The organism is Rhizobium sp. R86522 (assembly GCF_042466255.1).
Classification (GTDB): Bacteria; Pseudomonadota; Alphaproteobacteria; order Rhizobiales; family Rhizobiaceae; genus Allorhizobium.
The window spans coordinates 3,083,906-3,108,995 of the sequence record NZ_JAXHBX010000001.1 but is presented as its reverse complement, the minus strand read 5'-3'; the positions used below and the strand labels follow the sequence as shown (position 1 = coordinate 3,108,995).

The 25,090-nt window shown below is 61.2% G+C and carries 22 protein-coding genes; 11 read left to right on the top strand and 11 right to left on the bottom strand.

The window, feature by feature from the left end:
- Nucleotides 1-17 precede the first annotated feature (17 nt).
- A complete protein-coding gene (locus SJY08_RS15055; RefSeq protein WP_069042247.1) occupies nucleotides 18-803 on the bottom strand; it encodes a DUF4394 domain-containing protein in 786 nt (261 codons plus the stop codon).
- Nucleotides 804-1,065: 262 nt separating this feature from the next.
- On the opposite strand from SJY08_RS15055, the gene SJY08_RS15050 reads away from it, so the two are divergent.
- Both SJY08_RS15050 and SJY08_RS15045 read left to right on the top strand, forming a co-directional pair.
- Nucleotides 1,066-1,617 carry a sigma-70 family RNA polymerase sigma factor gene (locus SJY08_RS15050; RefSeq protein WP_377278626.1) on the top strand — a complete coding sequence of 184 codons (552 nt, stop codon included), beginning with the start codon at nucleotides 1,066-1,068 and terminating at the stop codon, nucleotides 1,615-1,617.
- Nucleotides 1,614-2,321, top strand: a complete 708-nt coding sequence (locus SJY08_RS15045; RefSeq protein ID WP_377276641.1) for an anti-sigma factor domain-containing protein — start codon at nucleotides 1,614-1,616, stop codon at nucleotides 2,319-2,321. Before SJY08_RS15050 ends, SJY08_RS15045 begins: the two co-directional genes overlap by 4 nt.
- 43 nt (nucleotides 2,322-2,364) lie before the next feature.
- Here the strand turns inward: SJY08_RS15045 and SJY08_RS15040 are convergent, their stop codons facing one another.
- From SJY08_RS15040 to SJY08_RS15015, 6 genes are all read right to left on the bottom strand, one after another.
- Nucleotides 2,365-4,161, bottom strand: coding sequence for a methyl-accepting chemotaxis protein (locus SJY08_RS15040; protein WP_153761427.1), 1,797 nt, complete (start codon nucleotides 4,159-4,161; stop codon nucleotides 2,365-2,367).
- Nucleotides 4,162-4,438: 277 nt separating this feature from the next.
- Nucleotides 4,439-6,256: a phosphogluconate dehydratase gene (gene edd / locus SJY08_RS15035; protein WP_069042244.1), complete on the bottom strand. Its 1,818-nt coding sequence runs from the start codon at nucleotides 6,254-6,256 to the stop codon at nucleotides 4,439-4,441.
- Nucleotides 6,257-6,379: 123 nt separating this feature from the next.
- A complete protein-coding gene (pgl, locus tag SJY08_RS15030) occupies nucleotides 6,380-7,078 on the bottom strand; it encodes a 6-phosphogluconolactonase (RefSeq protein ID WP_377276638.1) in 699 nt (232 codons plus the stop codon).
- 11 nt (nucleotides 7,079-7,089) lie between these two features.
- Nucleotides 7,090-8,562, bottom strand: a complete 1,473-nt coding sequence (zwf, locus tag SJY08_RS15025) for a glucose-6-phosphate dehydrogenase (protein WP_069042242.1) — start codon at nucleotides 8,560-8,562, stop codon at nucleotides 7,090-7,092.
- A gap of 184 nt (nucleotides 8,563-8,746) precedes the next feature.
- Nucleotides 8,747-10,033, bottom strand: coding sequence for an FAD-binding oxidoreductase (locus tag SJY08_RS15020; RefSeq protein ID WP_054150812.1), 1,287 nt, complete (start codon nucleotides 10,031-10,033; stop codon nucleotides 8,747-8,749).
- Nucleotides 10,034-10,045: 12 nt separating this feature from the next.
- Nucleotides 10,046-11,461 carry a glutamine synthetase family protein gene (locus SJY08_RS15015; RefSeq protein ID WP_371418507.1) on the bottom strand — a complete coding sequence of 472 codons (1,416 nt, stop codon included), beginning with the start codon at nucleotides 11,459-11,461 and terminating at the stop codon, nucleotides 10,046-10,048.
- 143 nt (nucleotides 11,462-11,604) lie between these two features.
- On the opposite strand from SJY08_RS15015, the gene SJY08_RS15010 reads away from it, so the two are divergent.
- The 3 genes from SJY08_RS15010 to SJY08_RS15000 all read left to right on the top strand — a co-directional run bounded on the left by SJY08_RS15010 (nucleotide 11,605) and on the right by SJY08_RS15000 (nucleotide 15,921).
- Entirely contained in the window at nucleotides 11,605-12,786 is a 1,182-nt protein-coding gene (locus SJY08_RS15010; protein ID WP_377276635.1) for an NAD(P)/FAD-dependent oxidoreductase, read from the top strand.
- A gap of 175 nt (nucleotides 12,787-12,961) precedes the next feature.
- Nucleotides 12,962-13,111 (top strand): hypothetical protein, encoded by a 150-nt coding sequence (locus SJY08_RS15005; protein ID WP_153761431.1) that lies wholly within the window; start codon nucleotides 12,962-12,964, stop codon nucleotides 13,109-13,111.
- 281 nt (nucleotides 13,112-13,392) lie between these two features.
- Complete coding sequence (locus SJY08_RS15000) at nucleotides 13,393-15,921, top strand: methyl-accepting chemotaxis protein (RefSeq protein WP_377276633.1); 2,529 nt, start codon at nucleotides 13,393-13,395, stop codon at nucleotides 15,919-15,921.
- A 55-nt stretch (nucleotides 15,922-15,976) separates the two neighbouring features.
- Here the strand turns inward: SJY08_RS15000 and SJY08_RS14995 are convergent, their stop codons facing one another.
- Entirely contained in the window at nucleotides 15,977-16,201 is a 225-nt protein-coding gene (locus tag SJY08_RS14995) for a hypothetical protein (RefSeq protein ID WP_054150808.1), read from the bottom strand.
- Between the two features lie 89 nt (nucleotides 16,202-16,290).
- Between SJY08_RS14995 and SJY08_RS14990 the strand changes: the two genes are divergently transcribed.
- Complete coding sequence (locus SJY08_RS14990) at nucleotides 16,291-17,166, top strand: LysR family transcriptional regulator (protein WP_377276631.1); 876 nt, start codon at nucleotides 16,291-16,293, stop codon at nucleotides 17,164-17,166.
- A gap of 126 nt (nucleotides 17,167-17,292) precedes the next feature.
- Here SJY08_RS14990 and SJY08_RS14985 read toward each other — a convergent pair whose 3' ends face one another.
- Nucleotides 17,293-17,541: a hypothetical protein gene (locus SJY08_RS14985; protein WP_054150807.1), complete on the bottom strand. Its 249-nt coding sequence runs from the start codon at nucleotides 17,539-17,541 to the stop codon at nucleotides 17,293-17,295.
- A gap of 100 nt (nucleotides 17,542-17,641) precedes the next feature.
- Entirely contained in the window at nucleotides 17,642-18,931 is a 1,290-nt protein-coding gene (gene aceA, locus SJY08_RS14980; RefSeq protein ID WP_069042236.1) for an isocitrate lyase, read from the bottom strand.
- 241 nt (nucleotides 18,932-19,172) lie between these two features.
- On the opposite strand from aceA, the gene SJY08_RS14975 reads away from it, so the two are divergent.
- From SJY08_RS14975 to SJY08_RS14955, 5 genes are all read left to right on the top strand, one after another.
- On the top strand, nucleotides 19,173-20,600 hold the full coding sequence (locus tag SJY08_RS14975) for a short-chain fatty acyl-CoA regulator family protein (RefSeq protein ID WP_377276628.1): 1,428 nt from the start codon (nucleotides 19,173-19,175) through the stop codon (nucleotides 20,598-20,600).
- A 139-nt stretch (nucleotides 20,601-20,739) separates the two neighbouring features.
- The gene (locus SJY08_RS14970; RefSeq protein WP_054150804.1) at nucleotides 20,740-21,840 is read left to right on the top strand and encodes a polyamine ABC transporter substrate-binding protein; all 1,101 of its coding nucleotides are present in this window, start codon (nucleotides 20,740-20,742) and stop codon (nucleotides 21,838-21,840) included.
- 87 nt (nucleotides 21,841-21,927) lie between these two features.
- Nucleotides 21,928-23,082 (top strand): ABC transporter ATP-binding protein, encoded by a 1,155-nt coding sequence (locus SJY08_RS14965; RefSeq protein WP_153761435.1) that lies wholly within the window; start codon nucleotides 21,928-21,930, stop codon nucleotides 23,080-23,082.
- 10 nt (nucleotides 23,083-23,092) lie between these two features.
- Entirely contained in the window at nucleotides 23,093-23,998 is a 906-nt protein-coding gene (locus SJY08_RS14960; protein ID WP_054150802.1) for an ABC transporter permease subunit, read from the top strand.
- 10 nt (nucleotides 23,999-24,008) lie between these two features.
- Nucleotides 24,009-24,830: an ABC transporter permease gene (locus SJY08_RS14955; protein ID WP_054150801.1), complete on the top strand. Its 822-nt coding sequence runs from the start codon at nucleotides 24,009-24,011 to the stop codon at nucleotides 24,828-24,830.
- Nucleotides 24,831-24,849: 19 nt separating this feature from the next.
- Here the strand turns inward: SJY08_RS14955 and SJY08_RS14950 are convergent, their stop codons facing one another.
- A complete protein-coding gene (locus tag SJY08_RS14950) occupies nucleotides 24,850-25,083 on the bottom strand; it encodes a DUF6460 domain-containing protein (protein ID WP_300899436.1) in 234 nt (77 codons plus the stop codon).
- Between the last annotated feature and the right edge of the window lie 7 nt (nucleotides 25,084-25,090).

Sequence of the window (25,090 nt, the reverse complement as noted above, 5' to 3'; positions counted from 1 at the left end):
CCCTTGTAAGCTCTGGCTTACATCGCCGGGATCACCGTGATCGACTTGATCGCCGCCGGCGCACCGGTGATGTCACCGGTCTTCGTTGCTGCACCCGTTTCAAGGCTGACCGTGTAGAGTGCGCTATCGGCAACCAGCCAGGCGGTATTCTTGCCGTCGGCTCCCGCTTCGATGTCGAAGGCATAGGTCTTCGGCATGCCCTCGATGCCCAGCTTGCCGATCGCCTTCAGCGTTCCGTCATTCGGCTTGGTCTGCTGGATGAGCGCGCCGATCGTCGCGTCGATGTTGTACATCGCGGTCTTTTCCGGCTTGCCGACAGAATTCGTATAGGCGGCAGCGACGGTATTCGGGGTTTCGCCCTTGTGCATGTCGCCTTCCTCGAAGACGAGGCTGCCGTCCACGGTCACGGCACCCGTGTCGGGATGGACGCGATGATTGGTGGTGCCGGTCATGTAGCGCAGCCGGTCAGCCGCCGGGTTGAAGTTCACGACCACAGGCGCATCGCCGATCGTCAGCGGCTTGTCCATCTTGGCGAGTTCCGTTGCCGCGCCGGTTTCCGGATCGATGGTGACGATGACATTGTCCGCCGTCACGCCAACGATGGTCTGATTGGCCGGACGGTAGTCGATGCCGACGAGGCGATCGACGCCGGTGACGTCCATCGACTTCGAGACTTCAGGCTTTTCAGTGTCGAACATCACGAGCGTCTTGTCGCCTGCGAGACCGACGACCTGAGCGGCCTGGGCGCCGAAGGCCGCAAGGGCGGTGGCTGCGGCAAGGCTGAGGATACGGATGCTGGTCATGGAAAACTCTCCCGTTTGGATGGTGGCGACACCGATCTGGTGCCTCCTGAACCAAAGACACGCGGCAGATGCCGATTGGATGCAGGCGTCAGAAGTTTTTTTCTTCTGCATCCAGAGACGCTCGTCGCGTGTCTCCGAAATGAAGGAGAAACTCATGGACGTGGCGATGACGAGCGGCAGTTCTTCGGCGGGTGCATGTGGTGCAGGTTGCCAAATCAGACGGGTGAGCTACTTTCCGCGCAGGTTCTTGGAAGGAAGCTGGATGGAGAATGAGCAAGATAAGCTCGGTGCGGCACTGAAAGCCTGTGCCGCAGGGGATCGCAACGGCCTGGCCTTGATCTACGAAAGCGAGGCGGCTCGCATGGTCACGGTGGCTGAGCGAATCTTGCGTCGTCACGACCTGGCGGAGGAAATCGTCCAGGAAGCCTTCTTGCAGATCTGGAACAAGGCCTGGCAGTACGATCCGTCGCGCGGCTCCGCGCGCGGATGGATCTTTGCAATTGTTCGGTCACGCTCGCTGAATGCACTCCGGGATGGTGGGCGGGAAGATCTGACTGAAACGGACAGCCTCGAGCGACTGCAGGATGATGGCGCGGATGCCCTCTATCACGATCTGTTCGATCAGCTCGATACAACAAGTCGCCTTCGCGCCTGTCTTGGACGGCTCGACGGGCTGCGTCGCAAGACGGTCATGATGGCTTATGTCTCGGGCTACAGCCATGGCGAGATCGCCGGTCGTTTGAAATTGCCGCTTGGGACCGCCAAGGCCTGGATCCGCCGCTCGCTGGTAGCGCTGAGGGAGTGCATGGCATGAGCACATGGCACACTTTAGCCGAACGCGCCGATGCCTATGTTCTCGGACTGATGGACGAGGACGAGCATCGTTCAACCGAAACCGAGATGGAACGCGACGAGAGCCTCGCCCGTGCCGTTGCCGTGTCGCGTGATAAGTTCCTAGAGCTCGACCTCGTCGGTCCGACCGCGAGCGTATCTCCTGATCTCTGGGCAAGGATTGAACGACAGCTCGGTCCGCAGGAGCGACCGAAGAGCGCCGCCGCTCCGCCAGCGGCTGTCAACGACAATGGCCTCTCCTGGTGGCGAGGCTTCGGTCTGGCGGCTGCGGCCGCCTCACTCCTGCTTGTCGGCGCCTTGTCTTACACCCTTCTCCGCAGCGCGGAGCCACAGGTCATCGCCGTTCTGATGAATGAACAGGGCGAGCCGGTCGTGATGATCGAGGATTTCGGCAATGAGACGGCCAAGGTGATCCCGCTTTCCGACGTGTCCGTGGCCGCAGACCGGTCGCTGCAGCTCTGGACGCTGCCGCCGAGCGATACCGGACCGGTATCGCTCGGCGTTCTCGACGGTTGGCGGACGGCAACAGTCGAAGGGCCTGATCTTCCCGGCCCAATCGAGGAGCAGCTCTACGAGATCACGGTGGAGCCTTTGGGTGGATCACCGACGGGCAAGCCGACAGGCCCGATCCTGGGCAAGGGCTTCGCAAAGGTGCCGCGCCCATGAGTGTGGCGTCGCGCCCGGCGTGCAGGCGCGACCCTTGTCAGGCTCAGAACTCCTGCCACTCGTCCTGCTTGAGAGCGGCATTTCCATGCGTCTGCGCCGGGCGTGCCGGTGCGCGCCGGGGTGCTGCTGCAGGGCTGGATGGCGTGTGAGCGCGTGCCGCACCATGGGATGCTGACGTCGTCCCCTGCTGGCCGGTATAGTGCCTGCCGAGGGTAAAGCGGGAGATGAACTGGCGAAGCCGCTGTGTCTCCGTTGCCAGCGTGGCGCTCGCAGCGTTGGACTCTTCCACCATGGCAGCGTTTTGCTGGGTGACCTGGTCCATCTGATTGACCGCCGAGTTGACCTCGGAGAGGCCGGTTGCCTGTTCGCGTGCCGAGCTGGCTATGGCCTGCATGTGGTCATTGACCGCCACGATATTGTCCTGGATCGTCTTCAAGGCCTCACCGGTCTCGCTGACCAGCTTGACGCCGTTCTTGACTTCTTCGGAGGAGTTGCGGATCAGCTCCTTGATCTCCTTCGCAGCACCGGCGGACCGCTGCGCGAGCTCGCGGACTTCCTGCGCAACAACAGCAAAACCCTTGCCCGCTTCGCCGGCGCGAGCCGCTTCGACGCCGGCATTCAGCGCCAGCAGGTTAGTCTGGAAGGCAATTTCGTCGATCACCCCGATGATATTGGAAATCTGGTTCGAGGACTGCTCGATGCGTGCCATGGCGCCTACAGCCTCGGCAACGATCTGGCCGGAGCGCGTCGCGCTCGTATCGGCGGCGAGGGTGGCGTGTCGGGCTTCCTCGGCGCGCTTCGAGGCGTTGTTGACGTTGACGGTGATCTGGTCGAGGGCCGCTGCCGTCTCCTCGAGCGAAGCCGCCTGCTGTTCGGTGCGTTTCGACAGGTCTTCGGCGCTCGAGCTGATCTCGCGGCTGCCGCTGTCGATCTGGTCGGTCGATTGCGCCACGGCGCCGAGCGTGGTTGCAAGCTGCGTCACGGCGTCGTTGAGGTTGGTTCTGAGAGCTTCGAAATCCCGAGCGAAGGGTCTGTCGATCGTGAAGCTGACATCGCCCTTGGCCATGCGTCCAAGCGCATCGCCGATCGTGTCCACGGCATGCACGCGCTCGGTCACATCGGTGGCAAATTTCACCACCTTGGTCACACGGCCGCGATCGTCCATGATCGGATTGTAGGAGGCGTTTATCACGACCTTCTTGCCGCCCTTGCCGTAGCGGGTGAACTCGGCGGCCTGGAACTTGCCGGCTCGCAACTGCGTCCAGAACTCCTGATAGTCAGGCGTGCGCGCATATTCGGGGTCGACAAACAGACTGTGCTGCTTGCCCTTGATCTCGTCCATTCGGTAGCCGAGGGCATCAAGAAAGTTCTGATTGGCCGAGACCACTTCCCCTTGCGGCGTGAATTCGATGATGGCCTGGACGCGGCTGATGGCCTCCATCTGGTTCTGGAAGTCGAGGTTCTGCAACCGTTCCTTGGCGTTGGCCCATTCCACGACGAAGCCGGTGGTTTTGGCGCCATTCTTCAGCGGCGTGACGATCAGGTCAAAAGCCCGGTGGCCGACCCAGATGGTTGCCTTGTGCTGATTCTTCAGGCTCGACAGCATGTTACGCTGATGCCCGGGATCTTTGTGGAAGATGTCGATATTGCTGCCGATCAGCCTGTCGAAGTCGAAGCGCGGCAATTCCTTTTTCAGGTCACTCTCCGCTTCCTTCAACATCGCCTTCGTAGCGGTGTTCATGTAGCGGATGTTGAGTTTGTCGTCGGCGATCATGATGTTCGCGGTAATGACCTCAAGCGATTCAAGCTGCGAGTGGGTGTTGCTGGACATTCCAAACATGTTGCCTTGGTCCTTTGGCCAATTTCCTGCTTCAGAAACCGGACCGCACATTCAAAAGGTAGACAAAGGGCGAAGGTGCAGCAGCAGAATCGTCGTTTTGTATAACCTATTGATATCGCCTTTGTTTCTGTTTCAAATTATATAAAATTAGAAGTGTCGAATTTATTAAAGGACGCGTTTGCGAGCACACTGCCGGACGAACACTGTCAGTCGGAACAGACAAAAAAGGCCGCGATCGCTCGCGGCCTCTAGTCAAACATGTGCGCAAAAGACGGATTCAGAACAAGACGCTTGCGCCTTGGTCGGCAGGCCCGGCGATCCTGCGGAAGCTCGCAAACAACTCGCGTCCCATACCGAATTCATTGTCATCCAGATTGGTCGTCGCCAGCGGCCGGGCATCGAATTCGGCGGCATCGACCATAACTTCGAGCGTGCCGGCGATAGCGTCCAGCCGGACAATGTCTCCGTCCTTGATCTTGGCAATTGCGCCGCCATCGACGGCTTCCGGCGTCAGGTGGATCGCTGCCGGGATCTTGCCCGAGGCGCCGGACATGCGCCCGTCGGTAACGAGTGCCACCTTGAAGCCGCGATCCTGAAGAACGCCGAGCGGTGGTGTCAGACGGTGCAGCTCCGGCATGCCGTTGGCCTTGGGACCCTGGAAGCGAACGACGGCGATGAAGTCCTTTTCCAGCTTGCCGGCCTTGAAAGCATCCTGCAGTTCCTGCTGATCGTTGAAAACGATCGCGGGGGCTTCGACGACATGGCGCTCCGGCTTGACGGCCGAAATCTTGATGACCGCCTTGCCGAGATTTCCCGTCAGCATCTTCAATCCGCCATTGGCCTGGAAAGGCTTGTCGATCGTTGTCAGCACCTTCGGATCGGCGCTGACCTCCGCTGCCGGCTCTCGGTGGACGTTACCGTCATCGCCGAGCTTCGGATCGATCGTATAGGCAGCCAGACCCTGGCCGTAGACGGTGCGTACGTCGTCATGCACATAACCTGCCTTGAGCAATTGCTTGATCAGGAAGCCCATGCCGCCGGCTGCGTGGAAGTGGTTCACGTCGGCAAGCCCGTTCGGATAGACGCGGGCGAGAAGCGGCACGATGTCGGAGAGTTCCGAAATGTCCTGCCAGGTGAGCTGGATGCCGCCGGCACGCGCCATGGCGATCAGGTGGATCGTATGGTTGGTGGAGCCGCCGGTTGCGTGCAGACCGACGACACCGTTGACGATCGAGCGTTCGTCGATCATCTCGCCAGCCGGCGTGAATTCGTTGCCGAGCGCGGTAATGGCGAGCGCCCGCTTCGTCGCTTCCTTGGTGAGAGCGTCGCGCAGCGGAGTGCCCGGATTGATGAAGGAGGCGCCGGGCAGGTGGAAGCCCATGATCTCCATCAGCATCTGGTTGGAGTTGGCCGTACCGTAGAAGGTACAGGTGCCCGGCCCATGATAGGACTTGGATTCCGCTTCGAGCAGTTCCGCACGCCCGACCTTGCCCTCGGCATAGAGCTGGCGAATGCGCGACTTCTCGTCGTTCGGGAGACCGGTCGTCATCGGTCCGGCAGGAACGAATACGGCGGGCAGGTGGCCGAAGGTGAGGGCAGCGATCATCAGACCGGGCACGATCTTGTCGCAGACGCCGAGATAAACGGAGCTGTCGAACATGTTGTGCGACAGGCCGATGGCCGCCGACATCGCGATCGCATCGCGCGAGAAGAGCGAGAGCTCCATGCCCGGTTGGCCCTGGGTTACGCCGTCGCACATTGCGGGAACACCACCCGCGACCTGTGCCACGCCGCCGGCTTCGGATGCTGCCTGGCGGATCAGCGCCGGATAGGTCTCAAAGGGCTGGTGGGCCGAGAGCATGTCGTTATAGGCCGTGATGATGCCGAGGTTGGGCACCACGTCGCCGGCCAGGGCTTCCTTGTCCTTGGGGGAACAGACGGCGAAGCCATGGGCGAGGTTGCCGCATGACAGAGTCGAACGATGCACGCCCTTGGAGATTGCCCGACGTGTGCGGTCGAGATAGGCTTCGCGGGTCGGTTTGGAACGCTCGACGATCCGCTTGGTGATGGCTTCGATGCGGCTGTCTGCACTCATGAGATATTGCTCCTCATCTGGCGCGGGCGCTCAAGGCGCACATCGCGCAAAGGCCTCCTCGGCCGTGAAACTCGTCTTATGCGCATCACCTGCCGGAACGCTCCGACAGGCGAGGGCTCTCCCTCAGGGCGCCCAGTAGATGTCGGTTGCGGTATGGGCCCGTTCAAGAACGGCCCGGATCGGCATCTCTGCCTCGTCCGTGCCGGCAAGCGCCTTGTCCAGCACAGCTTTCTTTTCTGCACCTTCGATATGCACGACCAGCAGGCCGGCATCATGAAGAGCGGAGAATGACAGCGTCAGGCGGGCTTCGCCCGCACCTGGCGCTTCCATGGTCATGACGCGGCGCGGCTGCTTCAGATCGAGCGCGGCGTCCAGATGGTCGCCGCCGGGAAAGAACGAGGCGGTATGCCCGTCCGTGCCCATGCCGAGGATCGCAACGTCGAAGGGTTCCGTCATGCCGGGCACGATGCCGGAGGCCGTCTTTGCAGCCTCCTCGATCGTCGCTTCCGGACGGTAGAGCGGCACGAACTCTGCCGCTTCAGCCGCATTCTTCAGGAGATGCGTCTTGACCAGCAGGTGGTTCGAACGCGGATTGTCTTCCGGCACGAAGCGCTCATCCACCAGCGTCACCTTGACCTTCGGCCAGGCGAGCGCTCGCGTTGACAGAGCCTCGAAGAACACCTTGGGCGTCGAGCCACCGGAGACGGCAAGCGTGGCTTCGCCGCGCTCGGCAATCGCAGCCGACAAGGCCGAAGCCACGGTATCGGCGAGACCAGCCGCAAGAGCGGCTCCGTTCTCGAAAATCTTCATCTGATGCGCCATTGGTCCGGGCCTCAGTCGATTTCGTGCCAGGTGCGACCGTCACGCTCGATCAGCGCAATGGCCTGGCTCGGGCCCCAGGTGCCGGACGTATAGCCCTGCGCCTTCTGGCCAATTTCCTCCCAGGATTTGAGGATCGGATCGCACCAGTTCCATGCGGCTTCCACTTCGTCGCGGCGCATGAACAGCGTCTGGTTCGAACGGATGACGTCCATCAGCAGGCGTTCATAGGCATCCGGATTGCGCACGTCGAAGGCCTGGGCGAAGCTCATGTCGAGCGACACGTGGCGCAGGCGCATGCCGCCCGGACCCGGATCCTTGATCATCAGCCACTGCTTGACGCCTTCGTCCGGCTGCAGGCGGATGACCAGCTTGTTGGCCTCGATGCGGCCGGCTGCATCGCCGAAGATCGAATGCGGGATCGGCTTGAAGGCGATGACGATCTCCGACATGCGGGTTGCCAGACGCTTGCCGGTTCGCAGGTAGAAGGGCACGCCCGCCCAGCGCCAGTTGTTGATCTCCGCCTTGATCGCGACGAAGGTTTCCGTGTCGGACACGGAGCCCAGCTCCTCCTGGTAACCATTGACGGCACCACCGGCGGAAGCGCCAGCGCGATATTGGCCGCGAACCGTCTGCTTCTCGACATTGGCCGGCGTGATCGGCTTCAGCGAGCGCAGCACTTTGAGCTTCTCGTCGCGCACGGCCTCGGCGTCGAGCGAGGAGGGCGCTTCCATGGCCACAAGGCAAAGCAGCTGCAGGATATGGTTCTGCACCATGTCACGCAGCGCGCCGGCCTTGTCGTAATAGGTGACGCGGCCTTCGAGGCCGACGGATTCGGCCACCGTGATCTGAACGTGGTCGATATGGGCGGAATTCCACAGCGGCTCGTAGAGCGCGTTGGCGAAGCGCAACGCCATCAGGTTCTGCACCGTCTCCTTGCCGAGATAGTGATCGATGCGGAAGATCTGCTCTTCCTTGAACACCTTGCCGATCGTGTCGTTGAGGATCTGCGCCGAGGCGAGATCACGGCCGATCGGCTTTTCGACAACGATCCGGGTCGACTTGGTGATCAGCTTGTGGTCGCGGATCTTGTCGGCAATGTCGCCAAAGATCGACGGGGACACGGCGAGATAGAAGGCGCGAACGATATCCTTGCCCTGATCGAGCAGCTTCTTCAGATCTTCCCAGCCCTGGTCCGACTTGGCATCGACAGAGACGTAATGGACGCGATCGAGAAACTTTGCGACTTCGCTCTCTTCCAGCTCCTCGGCCTTCAGGTGCTCATGAAGCGCGTCGAGCGTGAACTTGCGATACTCTTCATGCGTCATCGCCGTGCGTGAAGCACCGATGATACGGGTCGGCTCCGTCAACTGACCCGCGAGCTGGCGGTGGAACAGAGCCGGCAGTAGCTTGCGCTCGGCCAAGTCGCCGGTGCCGCCGAAGACGACGTAGTCAAAGGGTTCAACGGGGATGATCTGGCTGCTCATGCGCATCTCTCGTTCGGCAAATTCGTTGGACAGGTTCTAATCTAATCGATTTAAAAAAGCCACCCCGACCGGGTGGAAATTGTCTTTGGATGGCGCTGGAAGTATGAACAAAGTGTGTTCTGCGACAATCAAACACACCTGCCAGCGCCCAGTGTGAGCGGCTCCGGCAGGTGGCACTCACGTGTCAGAAACGGTCCCGGAGCGCATACCAGGTGAGCGCGAGGAACAGCAGTGGCTTGCGCAGGCTGGCACCTCCTGGGAAGGGCGGGATCTTCAGGTCCTTGAGCACGTCCAGCTCTCGGGCATTGCCGGCCACCATGTCGGCATACATCTTGCCGCAATAGTTGGAGAGCATCACGCCGTGTCCCGAATAACCCGCAAGTGAGGTTACGCCGGGCATCACATCCCGGGCAAAAGGCTTGCGCGGCAGGGTAATGCCAACCGAGCCGCCCCAGCCATGGGTGATCTCGATGGTCTTGAGATCGGGATAGATCTCGGCGATTTGCCGGCGGATATGGGTCGAGATATCGCGCGGGCTATCGGCGGTATAGGCCTCGCGCCCGCCGAACAGAAGCCGCCCATCGCGACTCTTGCGAAAGTAGCGCACCACGAACCGGCTGTCGGCAACGGCCTCCGAGCCCTTGAGCACCTGCGGGAACATGTCCAGCGGTTCCGTCGCCCCGATGAAGGAGCGGATCGGCATCACATGGGCCGCCGTCACCGGCTCCAGATTGCCGATATAGGCATTGGTCGCGATCAGCAGACGGTCGGCAGTGATCGTGCCACGCGGCGTGTCGATTAAGGTCTTGCCGCCTTCCTGGCGAATGGCGTTCGCGGGCGTCATCTCGTGGATGCGAGCTCCGGCCGCCGCCGCGACCCTTGCCAGACCAACCAGCAGCTTCAGCGGATGGATATGCCCCGTGCCGGTATCGCGCACGCCGTAGTGATAACGCGTCGAGCCGACACGCTCATGGGTTTCTTCCCGGTCCATGAAGGAAATATGCGGATAGCCATAGCGAACGGCCATGATCTCGGCCTCGTGCCGATATTCCTCTTCCCCACCGCGCTTGTGCGAGACATTCATCTGCCCCGGAAGATATTCAATATCGATGCCGTGCTGTTCGGCGAAGTCCAGCAGGTAATGCTTGGCGTTCTCCGCCATCTCGAACAGCGCCTTTGACCGCTCGAAGCCGAGTTCGGTCTCCAGTTCTGCCGGAGATGCGCGCTGGCCGGTGCCGAGCTGGCCGCCATTGCGACCCGAGGCGCCGTCACCAAAGCGGCCCCCCTCGATCAGCACGACCGAGACGCCGAGGCGGGCAAGGTTGAATGCGGCCTGCAGGCCGGTAAAGCCGCCGCCGATGATGGCGACGTCTGCAGAGGTGGAACCGTCGAGGGCCGGGTATTCCGGCCGCTCGCCAACACTCGCCTGATACCAGGAAATTCCCGGCGCGATCGGGCTTTGCCATGTCATGGGGCGCCTCCCTCACACGTTGAGCAGGAGGAATTCGCGTTCCCACGGGCTGATCACCTGCATGAAGGTCTCGAACTCGCCGCGCTTCACGCCGGCATAGAGGCCGACGAATTCCGAACCGAAGACCTCGTGGAAGTCGGTTTCACCCTCGAGCAGGGCAACGGCTTCCAGCAGGCCGCGTGGCAGATCGACGGATCCCTCGTTCGCCGACCCTTCCGCCGCTGCCGTCGGTTCGATTTCCTTGACGATGCCGAGATAACCACAGGCGAGCGAAGCCGCGAGCGCAAGATAAGGATTGGCATCCGAACTCGGCAGGCGGTTTTCGACGCGCCGTGCGGCGGAATCCGACACCGGCACGCGGAAGGCCGTCGTGCGGTTGTCGTAACCCCAGGCATTGTTGACGGGTGCGGCCATGTCCGGCGTCAGGCGACGGTAGGAATTCACGTAAGGCGCCAGCATCACCAGCGAGCTTGGTACATATTTCTGCATGCCGCCGATGAAGTGGAAGAATTCCGGCGAGGCAGAGCCGTCTGGATTGGAGAAGATATTCTTGCCTGTTTTGGCATCGACGACCGACTGGTGGATGTGCATCGCGGATCCCGGCTGCCCCTGCATCGGCTTGGCCATGAAGGTCGCATAGATCCCGTGCTTCAGCGCCGCTTCGCGGATCGTGCGCTTGAACATGAAGACCTGGTCGGCAAGTTCGATCGGATTGCCGTGGCGCAGATTGATTTCGAGCTGTGCCGGCCCTTCCTCGTGAATCAGGGTGTCGATCTCGAGTCCCTGCTTCTCCGAGAAGTGATAGATGTCGTCGATCAGCTCGTCGAATTCGTTGATGGCGGCGATCGAATAGCCCTGGCCACCGATGATCGAGCGACCGGAGCGGCCCTTCGGCGGATGCAGCGGATAGTCCGGGTCGTCGTTCATGGCGACGAGATAGAACTCGATTTCCGGCGCGACCACCGGCTTCCAGCCCTTTTCGTCATAAAGGCGCAGCACGTTCTTCAACACATTGCGCGGCGTGTAGGAGACGTTCTCCCCGTCCACATTGACGATGTCGCAGATCACCTGTGCGGTCGGATCGGTCTCCCACGGCACGACCGAAAGCGTCGAAAGATCCGGCAAGAGCTTCAGATCGCTGTCGCGCGGCTCGTAGCGGAAATTCTCCGTCTCGTCAGGATATTCGCCCGAGATCGTGTGGCGGTAGAGTGCCGAGGGAAGCGCCAACGACGTGTTGGACGTGAACTTCGACGACGGCATCATCTTGCCGCGCGGCACGCCGGCGAGGTCAGGCGTAATGCACTCGATATCCTCGATGCCGCGCGCCCGGAGCCAGGTGGCCGCTTCCTTCCAGTTCGAGACGCCGCGCTTGGATCCTGGATCCGGCGGGATCACCGCCTTCTTGGAGGGAGCGTTGTGGGATCTCATCATGGATTTCTTCGCGGGCATGTCTCACCGGTTGGTTGTTAATGCTGGTCATCATAGCCAGACTTTGGCCTTTGGCCAGCGGGACGCGTTGACTTTGATCATAAGTTTGTCGAGACAGGCGGCAGATCCCCGGGAGCAGCAGCATGGCCAGGAAGTACGACGTCGCGATCATCGGAGCCGGTGCCGCCGGCATGATGGCGGCCTTTACCGCCGGCCGGCGTGGGAAATCTGTCATCGTCCTCGACCACGCCAAGGCCCCGGGTGAGAAGATCCGCATCTCAGGCGGCGGGCGATGCAACTTCACCAACATCCATGCCACGCCGAAGAACTACATCTCTGAGAACCCGCATTTCGCCAAGTCGGCGCTCGCCCGCTACACACCGTCAGACTTCATCGCCATGGTCGACCGCCACAAGATCGCATGGCACGAAAAGACCCTCGGCCAGCTCTTTTGCGATGACAGCGCGAAAGACATCATTCGCATGCTTCTAGAGGAGATGCGCGCGGTACATGTCGACCTGAAACTCTCCTGCGAGATCTCCGAACTGGAGAAGGGACCGGACGGTTTCCGCCTCTCCACCAGCGAAGGCCCGATTGCCGCGGACAGTCTGGTGGTTGCCTGCGGCGGCAAGTCGATCCCCAAGATGGGCGCGACCGGCTTTGCCTATCGCATCGCCGAGCAGTTCGGCCTGCCCGTGACCGACACCCGGCCCGCGCTTGTGCCGTTGACGCTCGAACCCAATCTGCTCGGCGAATTGTCGGAGCTCTCGGGTGTTGCCATCGATGCGGACGTCTCCTGCGGCAAGACCCGCTTCCACGAGGCGCTTCTCTTCACCCATCGCGGACTGTCCGGTCCGTCCATCCTGCAGATCTCAAGCTATTGGCGGGAAGGGGACGAGATCCTGCTTTCTCTGCAACCCGAGACGGATTTTGCGGAGCTCCTGAAGGCGGCAAAGCGCGAAAACGGGCGCCAGCAGGTGCAGACGGTGCTCGCCCAGCATTTGCCCAAGCGCCTTTCGCAATATCTGGCGGAGACCGCCAAGCTGGAACGTCCTCTCGCTGATCTCCCCGACAAGGCCTTGTCATCGCTTGCCGACCGCATTCGTCGCTGGCCGATCAAACCGGCGGGGTCGGAAGGCTACCGTACGGCGGAAGTAACGCTCGGCGGCATCGATACCGGCGCGCTCGACAGCCGTACCATGCAGGCGAAAACCGTGCCGGGCCTCTTCTTCATCGGAGAGTGTGTCGATGTGACAGGCTGGCTCGGGGGCTATAATTTCCAGTGGGCCTGGGCCTCCGGCCATGCGGTTGGCGAGGCCGTCTGAGCAAAGTCTCACGCTCCGGACAAGCTTATATCTGTAATTCAGGGCTTGTTAACATGCGTCGGTCATCCTGCCCGAATGCCGGTGCGATATCGTCTGATATCGCGACATGAGGTTTGGCCGGCTTAAGGCCCCGCAAGGGCATGACCTTCCCTGGCTGCATCAAGGACCGCGCCCCATGAACCATGAGACCCGCAAGCCCCGTGCCATCGCCATTGCCGCCACCCGCACCCGTGACGCAGAGCGCGACCGGTTGCGTCATGTGAGTATCGTCTGCTTTTATGCCGCAAGCGCTGTCGCTGCACTTGCCTTTGGTCTCCTCGGCTAGGGCGTCTCGACGGTCCTCCCTGTCAGTGGCAGCAAGTCGCTTTTCAGCGGTTTGACGACAGCCACTCTTTGACACCCCGACCCTTTGGCGGTGCTAGCTTTTCCTCGATCAACGATCTCTGTCCCGCTTCGGGATGTCAGTCTTTGGCCTTAACTCCGTCTTGAGACTTTTACTGCAACTGTTTTGGCTGGTAGGAGCAAAGACGGCGAAGACGACAGTCAGAGCCGCCACTTTTTTAAGGTTGCGGCGCAGCTTTGATGCCGTTTTCGTTTGGAGGAACAATGTTGATCGATCAAATACTGTCGCGCTTTTCGATATCGACCAAGGTCATTGCCTTTGTGCTGCCCTTCGTCCTGTCGATCACCGCAGTCGGTCTCATGGGCCTCTACGCATCCGGCCTCCTGCAGCAGCGCATGGAAATTTCCAACGGCACGATGCGTTCGCTGAACGGCTTCCGGAACGTCAACGCCGCCATGACCCACTTCCTCGATCAGACCTCGGAAGAAACGCGCAGCGCCGTCTTGAACCAGCTTGCGTCCCAGCAGTCGACGCTCACGCAGAACATCTCGGAAATCGGCGCCGACGGCATGGGGCGCAACTTCCTTGATGAGGCGATTGCCGGCACGGGTGCCGTCAACGAGAAGATCGATGCGCTCTGGCAGTTGCACGAGGCGGAGGTGAAGCTGGCCACTTCCATCCAGAACCATCTGACGGGCTTGATGGCGCAGCAGATCCGCGTGTCGGATGAGGCGCAGAAACTGCAGCGCGCCGTCGTCGGTGGTGAAAATGATGCGAAGGGTGCCTTGAAGGAAGCCGAGCGCCTGTCTTCCGGTGCCAAGCACCTCTCGGAAGTCTTCCAGGGCTTCTTCTCCGCAGGAACCCCTGAAGAGCAATTCCCCTACCTGCAGAAACAATTGCCTGAACTGGTCAAGACCCAGCGCAAGATTGCCAATGCCCTGCCGGCTGAAAGCAGGGACATGGGCAAGGCCCTCCTGGCTGCGATCAACGAGATCAAGGCGAAGGTCGCGACCGGCGACATGAGCCTTGAGAACGCCCGTGCCGTTGGCTCGATGATCTCGCGTTTCCGCGGCTTCGAAGCGACGCTCAGCGCGGGTGCCGCCGTCAAATATGCCGAGTCCGTGCAGAAATTCGCCGCTGTCGAGACCGGCGCCGTACAGGCAGCCGATGTTCTCGTCGGCAGCCGCACCCTGATCGCCGATGTCTATGATCTGCGCATCATGACCGCCACTTTCCTGAACGTAAAGGATGACAAGACCCGCGAGCCGATCCTTCGCCAGATCAAGCTGATCGGCGACAACCTTGCGGTTCTCGGCGGCAGTATCGCCGACAAGGCCTTCTACGACAGCCTGACGGCAGCCATCACACCGCTGCTGGTCTCGCTGACGATCGATACCGAAGCCCTCGTGAAGACCAGCGCCGAACGCATCGCGAGCTTCGATCAGGCGAGCCGCACGATGGATGCCATCTGGGCCTCGCTGACCTCCTTTGCCGATCTGCAGAAGGATGTCGCCGGCACGGAGCGCCAGGAAGCAAACCGCCTTTCGATCGGCACCATGATCGCCGGTGTCCTCCTCGCCGTCATCGGCGGTATCGCGCTGGTCCTGACCCTGCAGCGGCCGATCACCCGCATCACCACAACCATGCAGCGCCTTGCTGAAGGTGACCTCGAAGCCGGCATTGCCGGCGACAAGCGCGGTGACGAGATCGGCGCCATGGCCCGCGCACTCGCCGTCTTCAAGACGAACGCCCGCACCAAGCTCGAGATCGAATCCGAGCGGCAGCGCGAGCAGATGGAAGCGGAAGCCGAGCGTCGCCGCAACGACGAGGAAAAGCAGGCGCTCGACCGGGAGATCGAACATGCCGTCGGCAAGCTCGCCCAGGCGCTGGAGCGTCTTGCCAATGGCGATATTTCCTTCGAGATCGAAGGCCGCTTCCACGGACGCCTGGAACAGCTCCGCAACGACTTCAACCTGTCGCTGTCGCGTCTGCGCGACACGATGCATCAGATCTCCGGGAACGTCGACCAGATCCAGAACAATGGCCGCCAGATGGCGCAGTCTGCACTCGATCTCGCCCGCCGCACCGAGCAGCAGGCAGCCTCGCTTGAGGAGACCGCTGCCGCGGTCGATGAGATCACCGCAGCCGTTCGCTCGTCCTCGGAGCGCGCCGAGATGGTGAATGGCGTCGTCCGCGAGGCGAAACAGAACGCCGACGAATCCGCTGTGGTCGTCGGCAGCGCGATTTCGGCCATGGGCCGCATCGAGGAGGCCTCGCGTCAGATCTCCAACATCATCGGCGTCATCGACGAGATCGCCTTCCAGACCAACCTGCTCGCTCTGAACGCTGGCGTCGAAGCCGCCCGCGCCGGGGAGGCCGGCAAGGGCTTCGCCGTCGTTGCCCAGGAAGTGCGTGAACTGGCCCAGCGCTCGGCCGGTGCCGCAAAGGAAATCAAGGCGCTCATCAACCGTTCTGCCGAAGAGGTGGCGAACGGCTCCACCCACGTTCAGCAGACGGGAACCGTGCTCTCGCGCATCGGCGGCCAGATCGCGATGATCAGCGAGCATATCGAGAAGATTGCCGAGACGAGCAGCGAGCAGTCCGGCGCGCTGCAGGAGGTCAATGGTGCCGTCGGTCGCATGGACCAGATGACCCAGCAGAATGCTGCGATGGTTGAGGAAGCGACCGCCGCCACACAGGATCTCTCGGCCCAGACCGATGCCCTGCGGGATCTGCTCCAGCAGTTCCGCATCGAGGCCGGTCGTTCGCGGTCTGTCGATCGCGCCGCCTGAGGTTCCACCTTCGCCAAACGGAAAAGCCCGGTCATCGCACCGGGCCTTTTTTGTATCAAGCCTCAGCCAGACGACAAGATCTGCCCGGATCGGTCTCGCAATCGACCTCCGCATCTCGTCTGCGAACCTGTCTTTCGCGCATGGTGCGGATGAAGCGCCGCAGACGGGCCCAGGGCACTTCGCTATACTGTGCGTAGAATTCCTCTTCGGACAGTCGGGCCTTCTGCCCTTGTTCTTGGTTTAGCGCGGCAATGGCGAGGGCTGCATAAACTTCGTGCATGACGGATCTCCTGCTGTTGAAGCCGTCTTCCCTTTTATCCATCATTTTTGGATGCAGGTACGCTCATGATCGTGCTATGCATTTCATCTATGAAAGACATATCGTGGGACGCCTATCAACTCTTCCTCGCCGTTGCGCGGCAAGGCGGCCTGTCGGCTGCCGCTGAGACCACCGGTCTCAGTGCCGCCACCCTTGGCCGACGCATGGTCGAACTTGAGCAGGTGCTGGGCCGCGAGCTCTTCCTGCGCAGCCAGACCGGTTATCGCCTCACCCGCGACGGCAGCCAGTTGCTGCAGCATCTGGTTGAATTGGAAGCCGGAAGCAGGAGGGTGGAGGAATGGCGACGTGGCAAGGCGGGTCAGTCCCTGGTGCGCATCAGCCTTGGTACCTGGATCGCCTGGCTGCTCTGCCAGAACATGTCGACGATCCGCACCCCCCGCGACGCCTTCCGCATCGACCTGCACGTCGCCGAGCAACGTGCCAGGCTTGCGCATCGGGAGAGTGACATCGGCATCCGCGCCTTTGAACCAGAAGAGCCGAACCTCGCCGCGATCGCAGCAGGCGAAGTGGCCTATGCGGCCTACAGGGCCCGCAACAGGGAATGGATGGGCCCGGAGCCCTGGGTCGCGGTTGATGACGAGAATGCCGTCTCCGCCTATCTGCGCTGGCCGCGCCAGCAGTCGGCGGAGCAGATCGTCGCGACGGTCAATCGCCCGAGGTCGCTGAGGGATCTCGTCAGGGCGGGAGCCGGTGTCGGCGTGCTTCCCTGCTTCGTTGGGGATCTCGATCCGACACTCGAGCGGGTCGGCGAGGAAATCCCGGAACTGCGCCATCGCCAGTGGATCGTCATCAACAATGACGATCGTCATCGAAGCGATATCCGCATGGTGGCCGATCGGGTTGCAAAACTGTTGAAGTCACATCGGGATGTTCTGGCGGGCAAGCGCCCCAGCACGAGCAACTGACGTCAAGCCGAAAATGAAAAACCCGCACGACGACCGGCACTCCTCCTCAGAGGCGATCATCGTGCGGGAACCGATCCGGAGGTCAGGTGCCGGACGGGGGATAGTGACGGGGGATAGTGATGTGGCTCAGGCGGCCTGATGATTGCCCTGGGTCACGATGACGGGGATCAAGAGATCACCCCAGTTGCCGTCGCCACCATGATGGCGGGCGGAGCGGACGAGCTCGACCGAGACGCCGGCATCTACGGCCTTCATGATCGAATGGTTGAGACGGTGCAGGTCATTGGCCAGCATGCGGATCATCGCCTGCTGATCGGTGCTCATGGCCGAGGACTGTTCTTCGGCGCGTTCCTTGACTCGGGTCTGGGGTGTCATGGCATTTCTCCTCTTGGTGTTGGGGGTTCTTGAATGGTGGATCTCGTCTTCCTTTCCCCGCTTGCGGGGAGAGGGTAGGGTGAGGGGCCGTCGCCCAGGTTTATTCAGCTGCCGGCTTGAACTGCTCGGTTTCGGTCGATTCCTTCATCGCGGTCGTCGAAGACTGGCCGGCGGTGATGGCGAGCGAGACGGCGTCGAAGTAACCGGTGCCGACTTCGCGCTGGTGCTTGGTCGCGGTGTAACCATTGACCTCGGCGGCGAATTCCGCCTCCTGCAGCTCCGAATAGGCCGCCATTTGGCGATCCTTGTAGCCGCGAGCCAGTTCGAACATGCCGTAGTTCAGCTGGTGGAAGCCGGCGAGCGTGATGAACTGGAACTTGTAGCCCATCGCACCCAGTTCGCGCTGGAACTTGGCAATCGTCGCGTCGTCGAGGTGCTTCTTCCAGTTGAAGGAAGGCGAGCAGTTGTAGGCGAGCTTCTTGCCCGGATGGACCTTGTGCACGGCTTCGGCGAACTTGCGGGCCTGTTCGAGATCCGGCTTGCCTGTCTCCATCCAGATCATGTCGCAGTAAGGAGCGTAGGCGATTGCGCGTGCAATGCAGGGCTCGATGCCGTTCTTAACCTGGTAGAAGCCTTCCGCAGTGCGACCCGCGTCATAGTCGACGAAGGGCTGGTCGCGCTCGTCGATGTCGGAGGTGAGAAGCTTTGCGGCTTCGGCATCAGTACGGGCGACGATCAGCGTGGGGACACCCATGATGTCGGCAGCCAGACGGGCAGCCGTCAGGTTGCGGATATGGGCGGCCGTCGGGATCAGAACCTTGCCGCCGAGATGGCCGCACTTCTTTTCAGACGCCAGCTGGTCCTCGAAGTGCACGCCTGCAGCACCCGCCTCGATGAAGGCCTTCATGATCTCAAACGCGTTGAGCGGTCCGCCGAAACCGGCTTCAGCGTCTGCAACGATCGGGGCGAACCAGGTATCGACCGAAAGGCCCTTGCCTTCCTGGGTTTCGATCTGGTCGGCACGCTGAAGTGTGCGATTGATGCGCTTGGCAAGCTCCGGTGCGGCATTGGCCGGATAGAGCGACTGGTCGGGATACATGGCGGAGGCCGTGTTGGCGTCAGCTGCGACCTGCCAGCCGGAGAGGTAGATGGCCTTGAGGCCGGCGCGGACCATCTGCATGGCCTGGTTGCCGGAGAGCGCGCCGAGCGCGTTGACGAAGGACTCTTCGTTGATCAGCTTCCACAGGCGATTGGCGCCCATTTCGGCGAGCGTATACTTGATCTCGACCGAGCCGCGCAGGCGCTGTACGTCTGCTGCAGTGTAGGGACGATCGATGCCGTCATAGCGGCCCTTGGGGGCATTCGGAACGAGATTGTAAAATTCAGTCATATCGGGTCTCCCTGTTCACTGCAGGAAGCGGGATCAGCCGTAGTTCTTGGAGCTGTTTGGCCGCTTCTGATGTGACTAGATTTACACCGCACTGCAAAAGACGACCAGAAAATTCGATAAAACAAAGGGATGAAAGAGGTTAGGCTGTCTTGCCTTTGACAGAAGTCCCGTGTAAATTTGTAAAAACAGTCACAACGCAAGGGCCGATCGTGCCGGTCTAATCTTGTAAAGGAGCTGTAAATTGGCAGAGCGCAAGATTTTCGCGGGCCCCCGCGTCCGCCGCATCAGAAACGGCCTCGGCCTCACCCAGACGGCCATGGCCGAGGCGCTCGAAATCTCGCCGTCCTATCTTAATCTCATTGAGCGCAATCAGCGGCCGCTCACGGTCCAGCTGCTCTTGAAGCTTGCCTCCGTTTACAAGGTCGATCTCGATGAGCTGCAGGGGGAGGCCGGTGGATCGACGAGCCAGCTGCGTGAGGTCTTCGCAGATCCCCTGCTTTTAGGCGAGCTGCCAGGCGATCAGGAGCTGATCGAGGTGGCGGAAGCCGCCCCCAATGCCGCGAGTGGCATCGTCAAGCTCTACAGGGCTTACCGCGAGCAGGCGGCCCGGCTCTCCGATCTCGCCGATCTCCTGGCCCGCGAGGGGCACGAAACCTCTCTATCAGGCGCGCGTCTGCCGATCGATGAGGTCCGCGAAGTCTTCGAGCGTCGACCGAATTATTTCGCCCGGCTCGACGAGGCAGCCGAGACATTTCATGCGGGCTTGAACCTCGCGCCCGGTGATGATCTCGCCGTCGCGCTCAAGGCCTGGCTGCGCTCCACCCATGGCATTGTTGTTCGCGCCTTGCCGGTGCAGACGATGCCGTCGCTGCGCCGCCGATACGACCGCCATTCCATGCGCCTGTTCCTTTCCGAGCGCTTGTCGCCCTTCGATCAGTTGCGCGAGGTGGCCATGGAGGTGGTGCTTCTGGCGCTCGGCGAACATGTCCAGGCCGAACTGGATGCGTTGGGGCTGTCGTCCGGCGAGGCGCGCCGCATCGCCCGCTTCGAGCTCGCCCGTTACACAGCCCATGCCCTGATGATGCCCTACGGCGCCTTTCTCTCGGCTGCGATCCGCGCCCGCTACGACATCGACGTGTTGCGTGCCCGTTTCAATGTTTCCTTCGAACAGGCCGCCAACCGTCTGACCATGATGCAGCGCCCGGGTGCTACGGGCGTACCCTTCTTCATGATGGAGATCGACAATGCCGGAAACCGCTTCCGCCGGGCGGGCGCCACCGGTTTCCCACATTCGAAGTTCGGTGGCGGCTGTCCCAAGCTCAATGTCCATGCAGCGTTTGCCCAGCCGGGTCAGGTGTTGGTCGAGCAGGTTGAGATGCCGGATGGCAGCGGCTTCGTGACGATCTCGCGGACCCTCGAAGGTCCGCAGGCCGGTTTCGGCGAGCGTATCAGGCGCACGGCCCTTCTGGTCGGCTGCGACGCCGTGAGCCGCGAAGAGGTGGCCTATGCCGCCGCTTTGCCCGATCGATCGCAGCCGGCAATCGCCATCGGCCCCGCCTGCCGGCTGTGCGAAAGATCTGGCTGTCTGGCGCGCGCCGAGCCGCCGCTCACCCGCCCGCTCGGCCTCGACGAGATGGTCACGGGCCTTTCGGCGTTCGATTTCCAATGAAGCAGATACACCCGATAAAGCATTCGCGACTGCGAAGAATTTCGCTTGTCGCCCGTCCAATTCCTTTCTAGTCTCTTAAAAAATAACGGGAATGGCATCGGGGGCTCTCCGCTCCCCAAGGCTGGAACAGGAGAAAAAAATGAAGGCTCATTTCATCCGTACGGCGTCGGTAGCCCTGGCGACGATCTTCATCGCATCGGCTGTCCAGGCGCAGGAACGCGTCGTCAACGTCTACAACTGGTCGGACTATATCGACGAATCCGTCCTTGAGGATTTCACCAAGGAAACCGGCATCAAGGTCGTCTACGACGTCTTTGATTCCAACGAACTGCTCGAAACCAAGCTGCTGGCTGGCGGCTCGGGCTACGATGTTGTCGTGCCGACGGCACCCTTCCTGGCGCGCCAGATCCAGGCAGGCGTCTTCCAGAAACTCGACAAATCCAAGCTCACCAACCTGCCGAACCTCTGGCCGATGGTGTCAGAGCGCCTCGCGAAATATGACCCCGGCAACGAATATGCCGTCAATTACATGTGGGGCACGACCGGAATCGGTTACAACGTTGCCAAGGTCAAGGAAGCACTGGGTGCCGATTTCACTGTCGACAGCTGGGATGCGATTTTCAAGCCTGAAAATGCCGAGAAGCTGAAGTCCTGTGGCATCAACATCCTCGACGCTTCGGACGAGACCTTCGCGATCGCGATGAACTATATCGGCAAAGACCCGGACAGCAAGGAATCGGCCGATCTGGAAGCCGGTGGCGAAGTCTATATGAAGATCCGCCCCTCGGTGCGCACCTTCAATTCCTCCGCCTATATCGACGATCTCGCGAACGGTGACGTCTGCATGACGATCGGTTGGTCGGGCGATATCCTCCAGGCGAAGGCACGAGCCGAGGAGGCCAATAACGGCGTCGAGATCAACTACGTGATCCCGAAGGAGGGCACCTACATGTGGTTCGACAACATGGCGATCCCCGCGGATGCCAAGAACGTCGCCGAAGCGCATGAGTTCATCAACTTCCTGATGCGCCCTGACGTGATCGCCAAGGCCTCCAACTACGTCCAGTATGCCAACGGCAACCTGGCGTCGAAGGAGATGCTCGCCCCCGAGGTTAAGGACAATCCGGCCGTTTATCCGCCGGAAGATGTCATGGCCAAGCTCTTCACCATTTCCCCTTATGGCCCGCGTGAACAACGCGTGTTGAACCGGGTCTGGACAACGATCAAGACCGGCAACTGATCAAACACTGAAATCGCCGGGCGCCACAAACGCCCGGCGAATTGCTTAAGGTGTAGGGGCAACAAGAAGAACGGCTGGGATCGGGTAATGGCGAAGACACTGGGGCCTGTTAAGCGTAAATTTTCTCCTTGGACCGATCCGGATGCCGTTCCATTCATCCGCTTCGAAAACGTCACCAAGCGCTTCGGCGATTTCGTCGCTGTCGACAATCTGAGCCTCGATATCTACGAGCGGGAATTCTTCTCGCTGCTTGGCCCCTCGGGCTGCGGCAAGACCACGCTGATGCGCATGCTGGCCGGCTTCGAGCAGCCGACCTCCGGTCGAATTCTGCTGCAGGGCCAGGATCTCTCCGGCGTGCCGCCCTACAAGCGCCCGACCAACATGATGTTCCAGTCCTACGCGCTCTTCCCGCATATGACGGTCGAGAAGAACATCGCCTTTGGTCTGGAGCAGGACAATCTGCCGAAGGCCGAGATCGACGCGCGCGTCCAGGAAATGCTGAAGCTGGTCAAGCTCGATCAGTTCGCCAAGCGCAAGCCCAACCAACTTTCCGGTGGTCAGCGCCAGCGCGTGGCACTCGCTCGCTCGCTGGCCAAGCGTCCCAAGGTGCTGCTGCTCGACGAGCCGCTCGGCGCTCTGGATCGCAAGCTGCGCGAAGAAACACAGTTCGAGTTGATGGACATTCAGACCAAGCTCGGTCTGACCTTTCTGATCGTCACCCATGACCAGGAAGAGGCGATGACCGTCTCGGATCGCATCGCGGTCATGGACAAGGGCATCCTCGTCCAGGTGGCGACGCCGGCGGAAATCTACGAGGCGCCCAACTCGCGTTACGTCGCAGACTTTATCGGTGACATCAACATTCTCGAAGCCAAGCTCGAATCCAAGGAAAGCCACGGGGCCGACGACCTTGTTCGCATCGACAGCGATGGTGTGAAGATCGTGGTCGAACAGGCCTGCGAGGCCCACAGCGGTGACACAGTCGCATTTGCCATCCGACCCGAAAAGGTGCGCATCTCCACCACCCAGCCGGAAGGCGAGACTGCAAACGCTCTGCATGGCGAGGTCTGGGACATCGGCTATCTCGGCGACTTCTCGGTCTTCATCGTCCGCCTTGACGATGGCCGCATGTTCCGCGCCGCCCAGGCCAATGTCTCGCGTCTCGTCGATCGCCCGATAACCTTCGGCGACATGGTCTGGCTGTCCTGGTCGGCCGATGCCGGCCTTGTTTTGACACGCTGAGGGGGCAAGAATGGCCGAAACCGTCGCTCCCTCGAAGCCAGGATTGGCCAAATGGCTGGTCGTCATCATTCCCTATCTGTGGATGGTGCTCTTCTTCCTGACGCCCTTCCTGATCATCGTGAAGATTTCGCTGTCCGACACGGCGATCGCCATGCCGCCCTACACGCCGGTGTTGGAAGGTTTCGCAGCGATCGGGGATTTCATTAGCCAGCTGGATTTCGAGAACTACGTCTTCCTCACGGAAGACTCTCTCTATTTCAACGCCTATGTTTCGTCGCTCCGCATCGCGCTAATCTCGACCTTTCTGCTGCTTCTGATCGGTTATCCCATGGCGCTTGCTATGGCGCGTGCTTCCGTCAGCATTCGCCCGACGCTTGTTATGCTGGTCATCCTGCCCTTCTGGACCTCGTTCCTGATCCGCGTCTATGCCTGGATCGGCATCCTGAAGCCGGAGGGGCTGCTGACCGTACTTCTGCAATCGCTCGGCCTGATGGACGAAGGCAGCCAGGTCCAGATCTTCCGCACTGAGATCGCCGTCTTCATCGGCATCGTCTATTCCTATCTGCCCTTCATGGTGCTGCCGCTCTATTCGGCTCTGGAGAAGATGGACGGCACCCTGCTGGAAGCCGCAAGCGACCTCGGCTGCCCGCCGTGGAAGGCCTTCTGGAAGATCACCTTCCCGCTGTCGATCCCGGGCGTGATCGCCGGCTCGATGATCTGCTTCATCCCGATCACCGGCGAATTTGTCATCCCCGATCTGCTTGGCGGTGCTGATACGCTGATGATCGGCAAGACGCTGTGGACCGAATTCTTCGGCAACCGCGACTGGCCGCTGGCTTCCGCCGTCGCCGTCCTGCTCCTGCTCATTCTGGTCGTGCCCATCGCGATCTTCCAGAACCAGCAGCAGAAAGTGTGAGGGCGCGATGATGAAACCCGGAAAATTCGACGCCACTATCCTGACGCTCAGCTTCGCCTTTCTCTACATCCCGATCCTGATCCTGGTGATCTATTCCTTCAACGAGTCGAAGCTGGTGACGGTCTGGGGTGGCTTTTCGCTCAAATGGTACGGCGAGATGTGGCGCAATGCCGGCCTGATGAGCGCGGCCTGGGTCACGCTCCAGGTCGGTCTTTTGAGCGCCACGCTCGGCACGGTGCTCGGCACGCTCGCCGCTCTCACACTCGTTCGCTACACACGCTTCAAGGGACGCCTGCTGTTTTCCGGCATGGTCTATGCCCCACTGGTCATGCCTGAAGTCATCACCGGCCTGTCGCTGCTCTTGCTCTTCGTCGCCATCGGCGTCGATCGCGGCCTGATGACCGTCGTGATCGCCCACACGACCTTCACCATGTGTTACGTGGCGATCGTCGTGCAGTCGCGTCTCCTCACCTTCGATACGAGCCTTGAAGAGGCAGCGCAGGATCTCGGCTGCCCGCCGGTCAAGACCTTCTTCAAGGTGACCCTGCCGCTGATCCTGCCCGCCGTCATCTCCGGCTGGATGCTCGCCTTCACGCTCTCGCTGGACGATCTCGTCATCGCAAGCTTCACCACCGGTCCAGGTGCCACGACGCTACCGATCAAGATCTACTCGCAGGTGCGCTTAGGGGTAACGCCCGAGATCAACGCTATCTGCACCATCCTCATCGGGATCGTGACCCTCGGCGTCATCATCGCCTCGATCGGTACCAAGCAGCGGGAGCTTCAGCGGCAGCGAGACGAACATGTCGCCGCGCGAGGCACACTGGCCTGAATATGCAAAACGGGGTGTGTCAGCCCCTCGGCGGCATCAGGATATAGGTGACCAGCCAGATCGGCAGGATGACCAGGGCCCCCATCACCATGCGCGGTGCCGCCCAGGCGAAGGCCGAGATCATGCCATTGTGCAACTCCTCGGCCGTCACACCCAGGAAGTCCATGACCGATCTGGGCGTGATGCCGAAGATGGACAGCAGGCTGCCGGCCAGCAACGATGCCAGAGCCAGTTTCAGAAAACCCGACAGCATTGTTTGC

What these genes read in the sequence shown, in the direction of transcription:
- SJY08_RS15055 (WP_069042247.1), bottom strand. Translation starts at nt 803, where the DNA reads ATGACCAGCATCCGTATCCTCAGCCTTGCCGCAGCCACCGCCCTTGCG.
- SJY08_RS15050 (WP_377278626.1), top strand. Translation starts at nt 1,066, where the DNA reads ATGGAGAATGAGCAAGATAAGCTCGGTGCGGCACTGAAAGCCTGTGCC.
- SJY08_RS15045 (WP_377276641.1), top strand. Translation starts at nt 1,614, where the DNA reads ATGAGCACATGGCACACTTTAGCCGAACGCGCCGATGCCTATGTTCTC.
- SJY08_RS15040 (WP_153761427.1), bottom strand. Translation starts at nt 4,161, where the DNA reads ATGTTTGGAATGTCCAGCAACACCCACTCGCAGCTTGAATCGCTTGAG.
- edd (WP_069042244.1), bottom strand. Translation starts at nt 6,256, where the DNA reads ATGAGTGCAGACAGCCGCATCGAAGCCATCACCAAGCGGATCGTCGAG.
- pgl (WP_377276638.1), bottom strand. Translation starts at nt 7,078, where the DNA reads ATGGCGCATCAGATGAAGATTTTCGAGAACGGAGCCGCTCTTGCGGCT.
- zwf (WP_069042242.1), bottom strand. Translation starts at nt 8,562, where the DNA reads ATGAGCAGCCAGATCATCCCCGTTGAACCCTTTGACTACGTCGTCTTC.
- SJY08_RS15020 (WP_054150812.1), bottom strand. Translation starts at nt 10,033, where the DNA reads ATGACATGGCAAAGCCCGATCGCGCCGGGAATTTCCTGGTATCAGGCG.
- SJY08_RS15015 (WP_371418507.1), bottom strand. Translation starts at nt 11,461, where the DNA reads ATGAGATCCCACAACGCTCCCTCCAAGAAGGCGGTGATCCCGCCGGAT.
- SJY08_RS15010 (WP_377276635.1), top strand. Translation starts at nt 11,605, where the DNA reads ATGGCCAGGAAGTACGACGTCGCGATCATCGGAGCCGGTGCCGCCGGC.
- SJY08_RS15005 (WP_153761431.1), top strand. Translation starts at nt 12,962, where the DNA reads ATGAACCATGAGACCCGCAAGCCCCGTGCCATCGCCATTGCCGCCACC.
- SJY08_RS15000 (WP_377276633.1), top strand. Translation starts at nt 13,393, where the DNA reads ATGTTGATCGATCAAATACTGTCGCGCTTTTCGATATCGACCAAGGTC.
- SJY08_RS14995 (WP_054150808.1), bottom strand. Translation starts at nt 16,201, where the DNA reads ATGCACGAAGTTTATGCAGCCCTCGCCATTGCCGCGCTAAACCAAGAA.
- SJY08_RS14990 (WP_377276631.1), top strand. Translation starts at nt 16,291, where the DNA reads ATGAAAGACATATCGTGGGACGCCTATCAACTCTTCCTCGCCGTTGCG.
- SJY08_RS14985 (WP_054150807.1), bottom strand. Translation starts at nt 17,541, where the DNA reads ATGACACCCCAGACCCGAGTCAAGGAACGCGCCGAAGAACAGTCCTCG.
- aceA (WP_069042236.1), bottom strand. Translation starts at nt 18,931, where the DNA reads ATGACTGAATTTTACAATCTCGTTCCGAATGCCCCCAAGGGCCGCTAT.
- SJY08_RS14970 (WP_054150804.1), top strand. Translation starts at nt 20,740, where the DNA reads ATGAAGGCTCATTTCATCCGTACGGCGTCGGTAGCCCTGGCGACGATC.
- SJY08_RS14965 (WP_153761435.1), top strand. Translation starts at nt 21,928, where the DNA reads ATGGCGAAGACACTGGGGCCTGTTAAGCGTAAATTTTCTCCTTGGACC.
- SJY08_RS14960 (WP_054150802.1), top strand. Translation starts at nt 23,093, where the DNA reads ATGGCCGAAACCGTCGCTCCCTCGAAGCCAGGATTGGCCAAATGGCTG.
- SJY08_RS14955 (WP_054150801.1), top strand. Translation starts at nt 24,009, where the DNA reads ATGAAACCCGGAAAATTCGACGCCACTATCCTGACGCTCAGCTTCGCC.
- SJY08_RS14950 (WP_300899436.1), bottom strand. Translation starts at nt 25,083, where the DNA reads ATGCTGTCGGGTTTTCTGAAACTGGCTCTGGCATCGTTGCTGGCCGGC.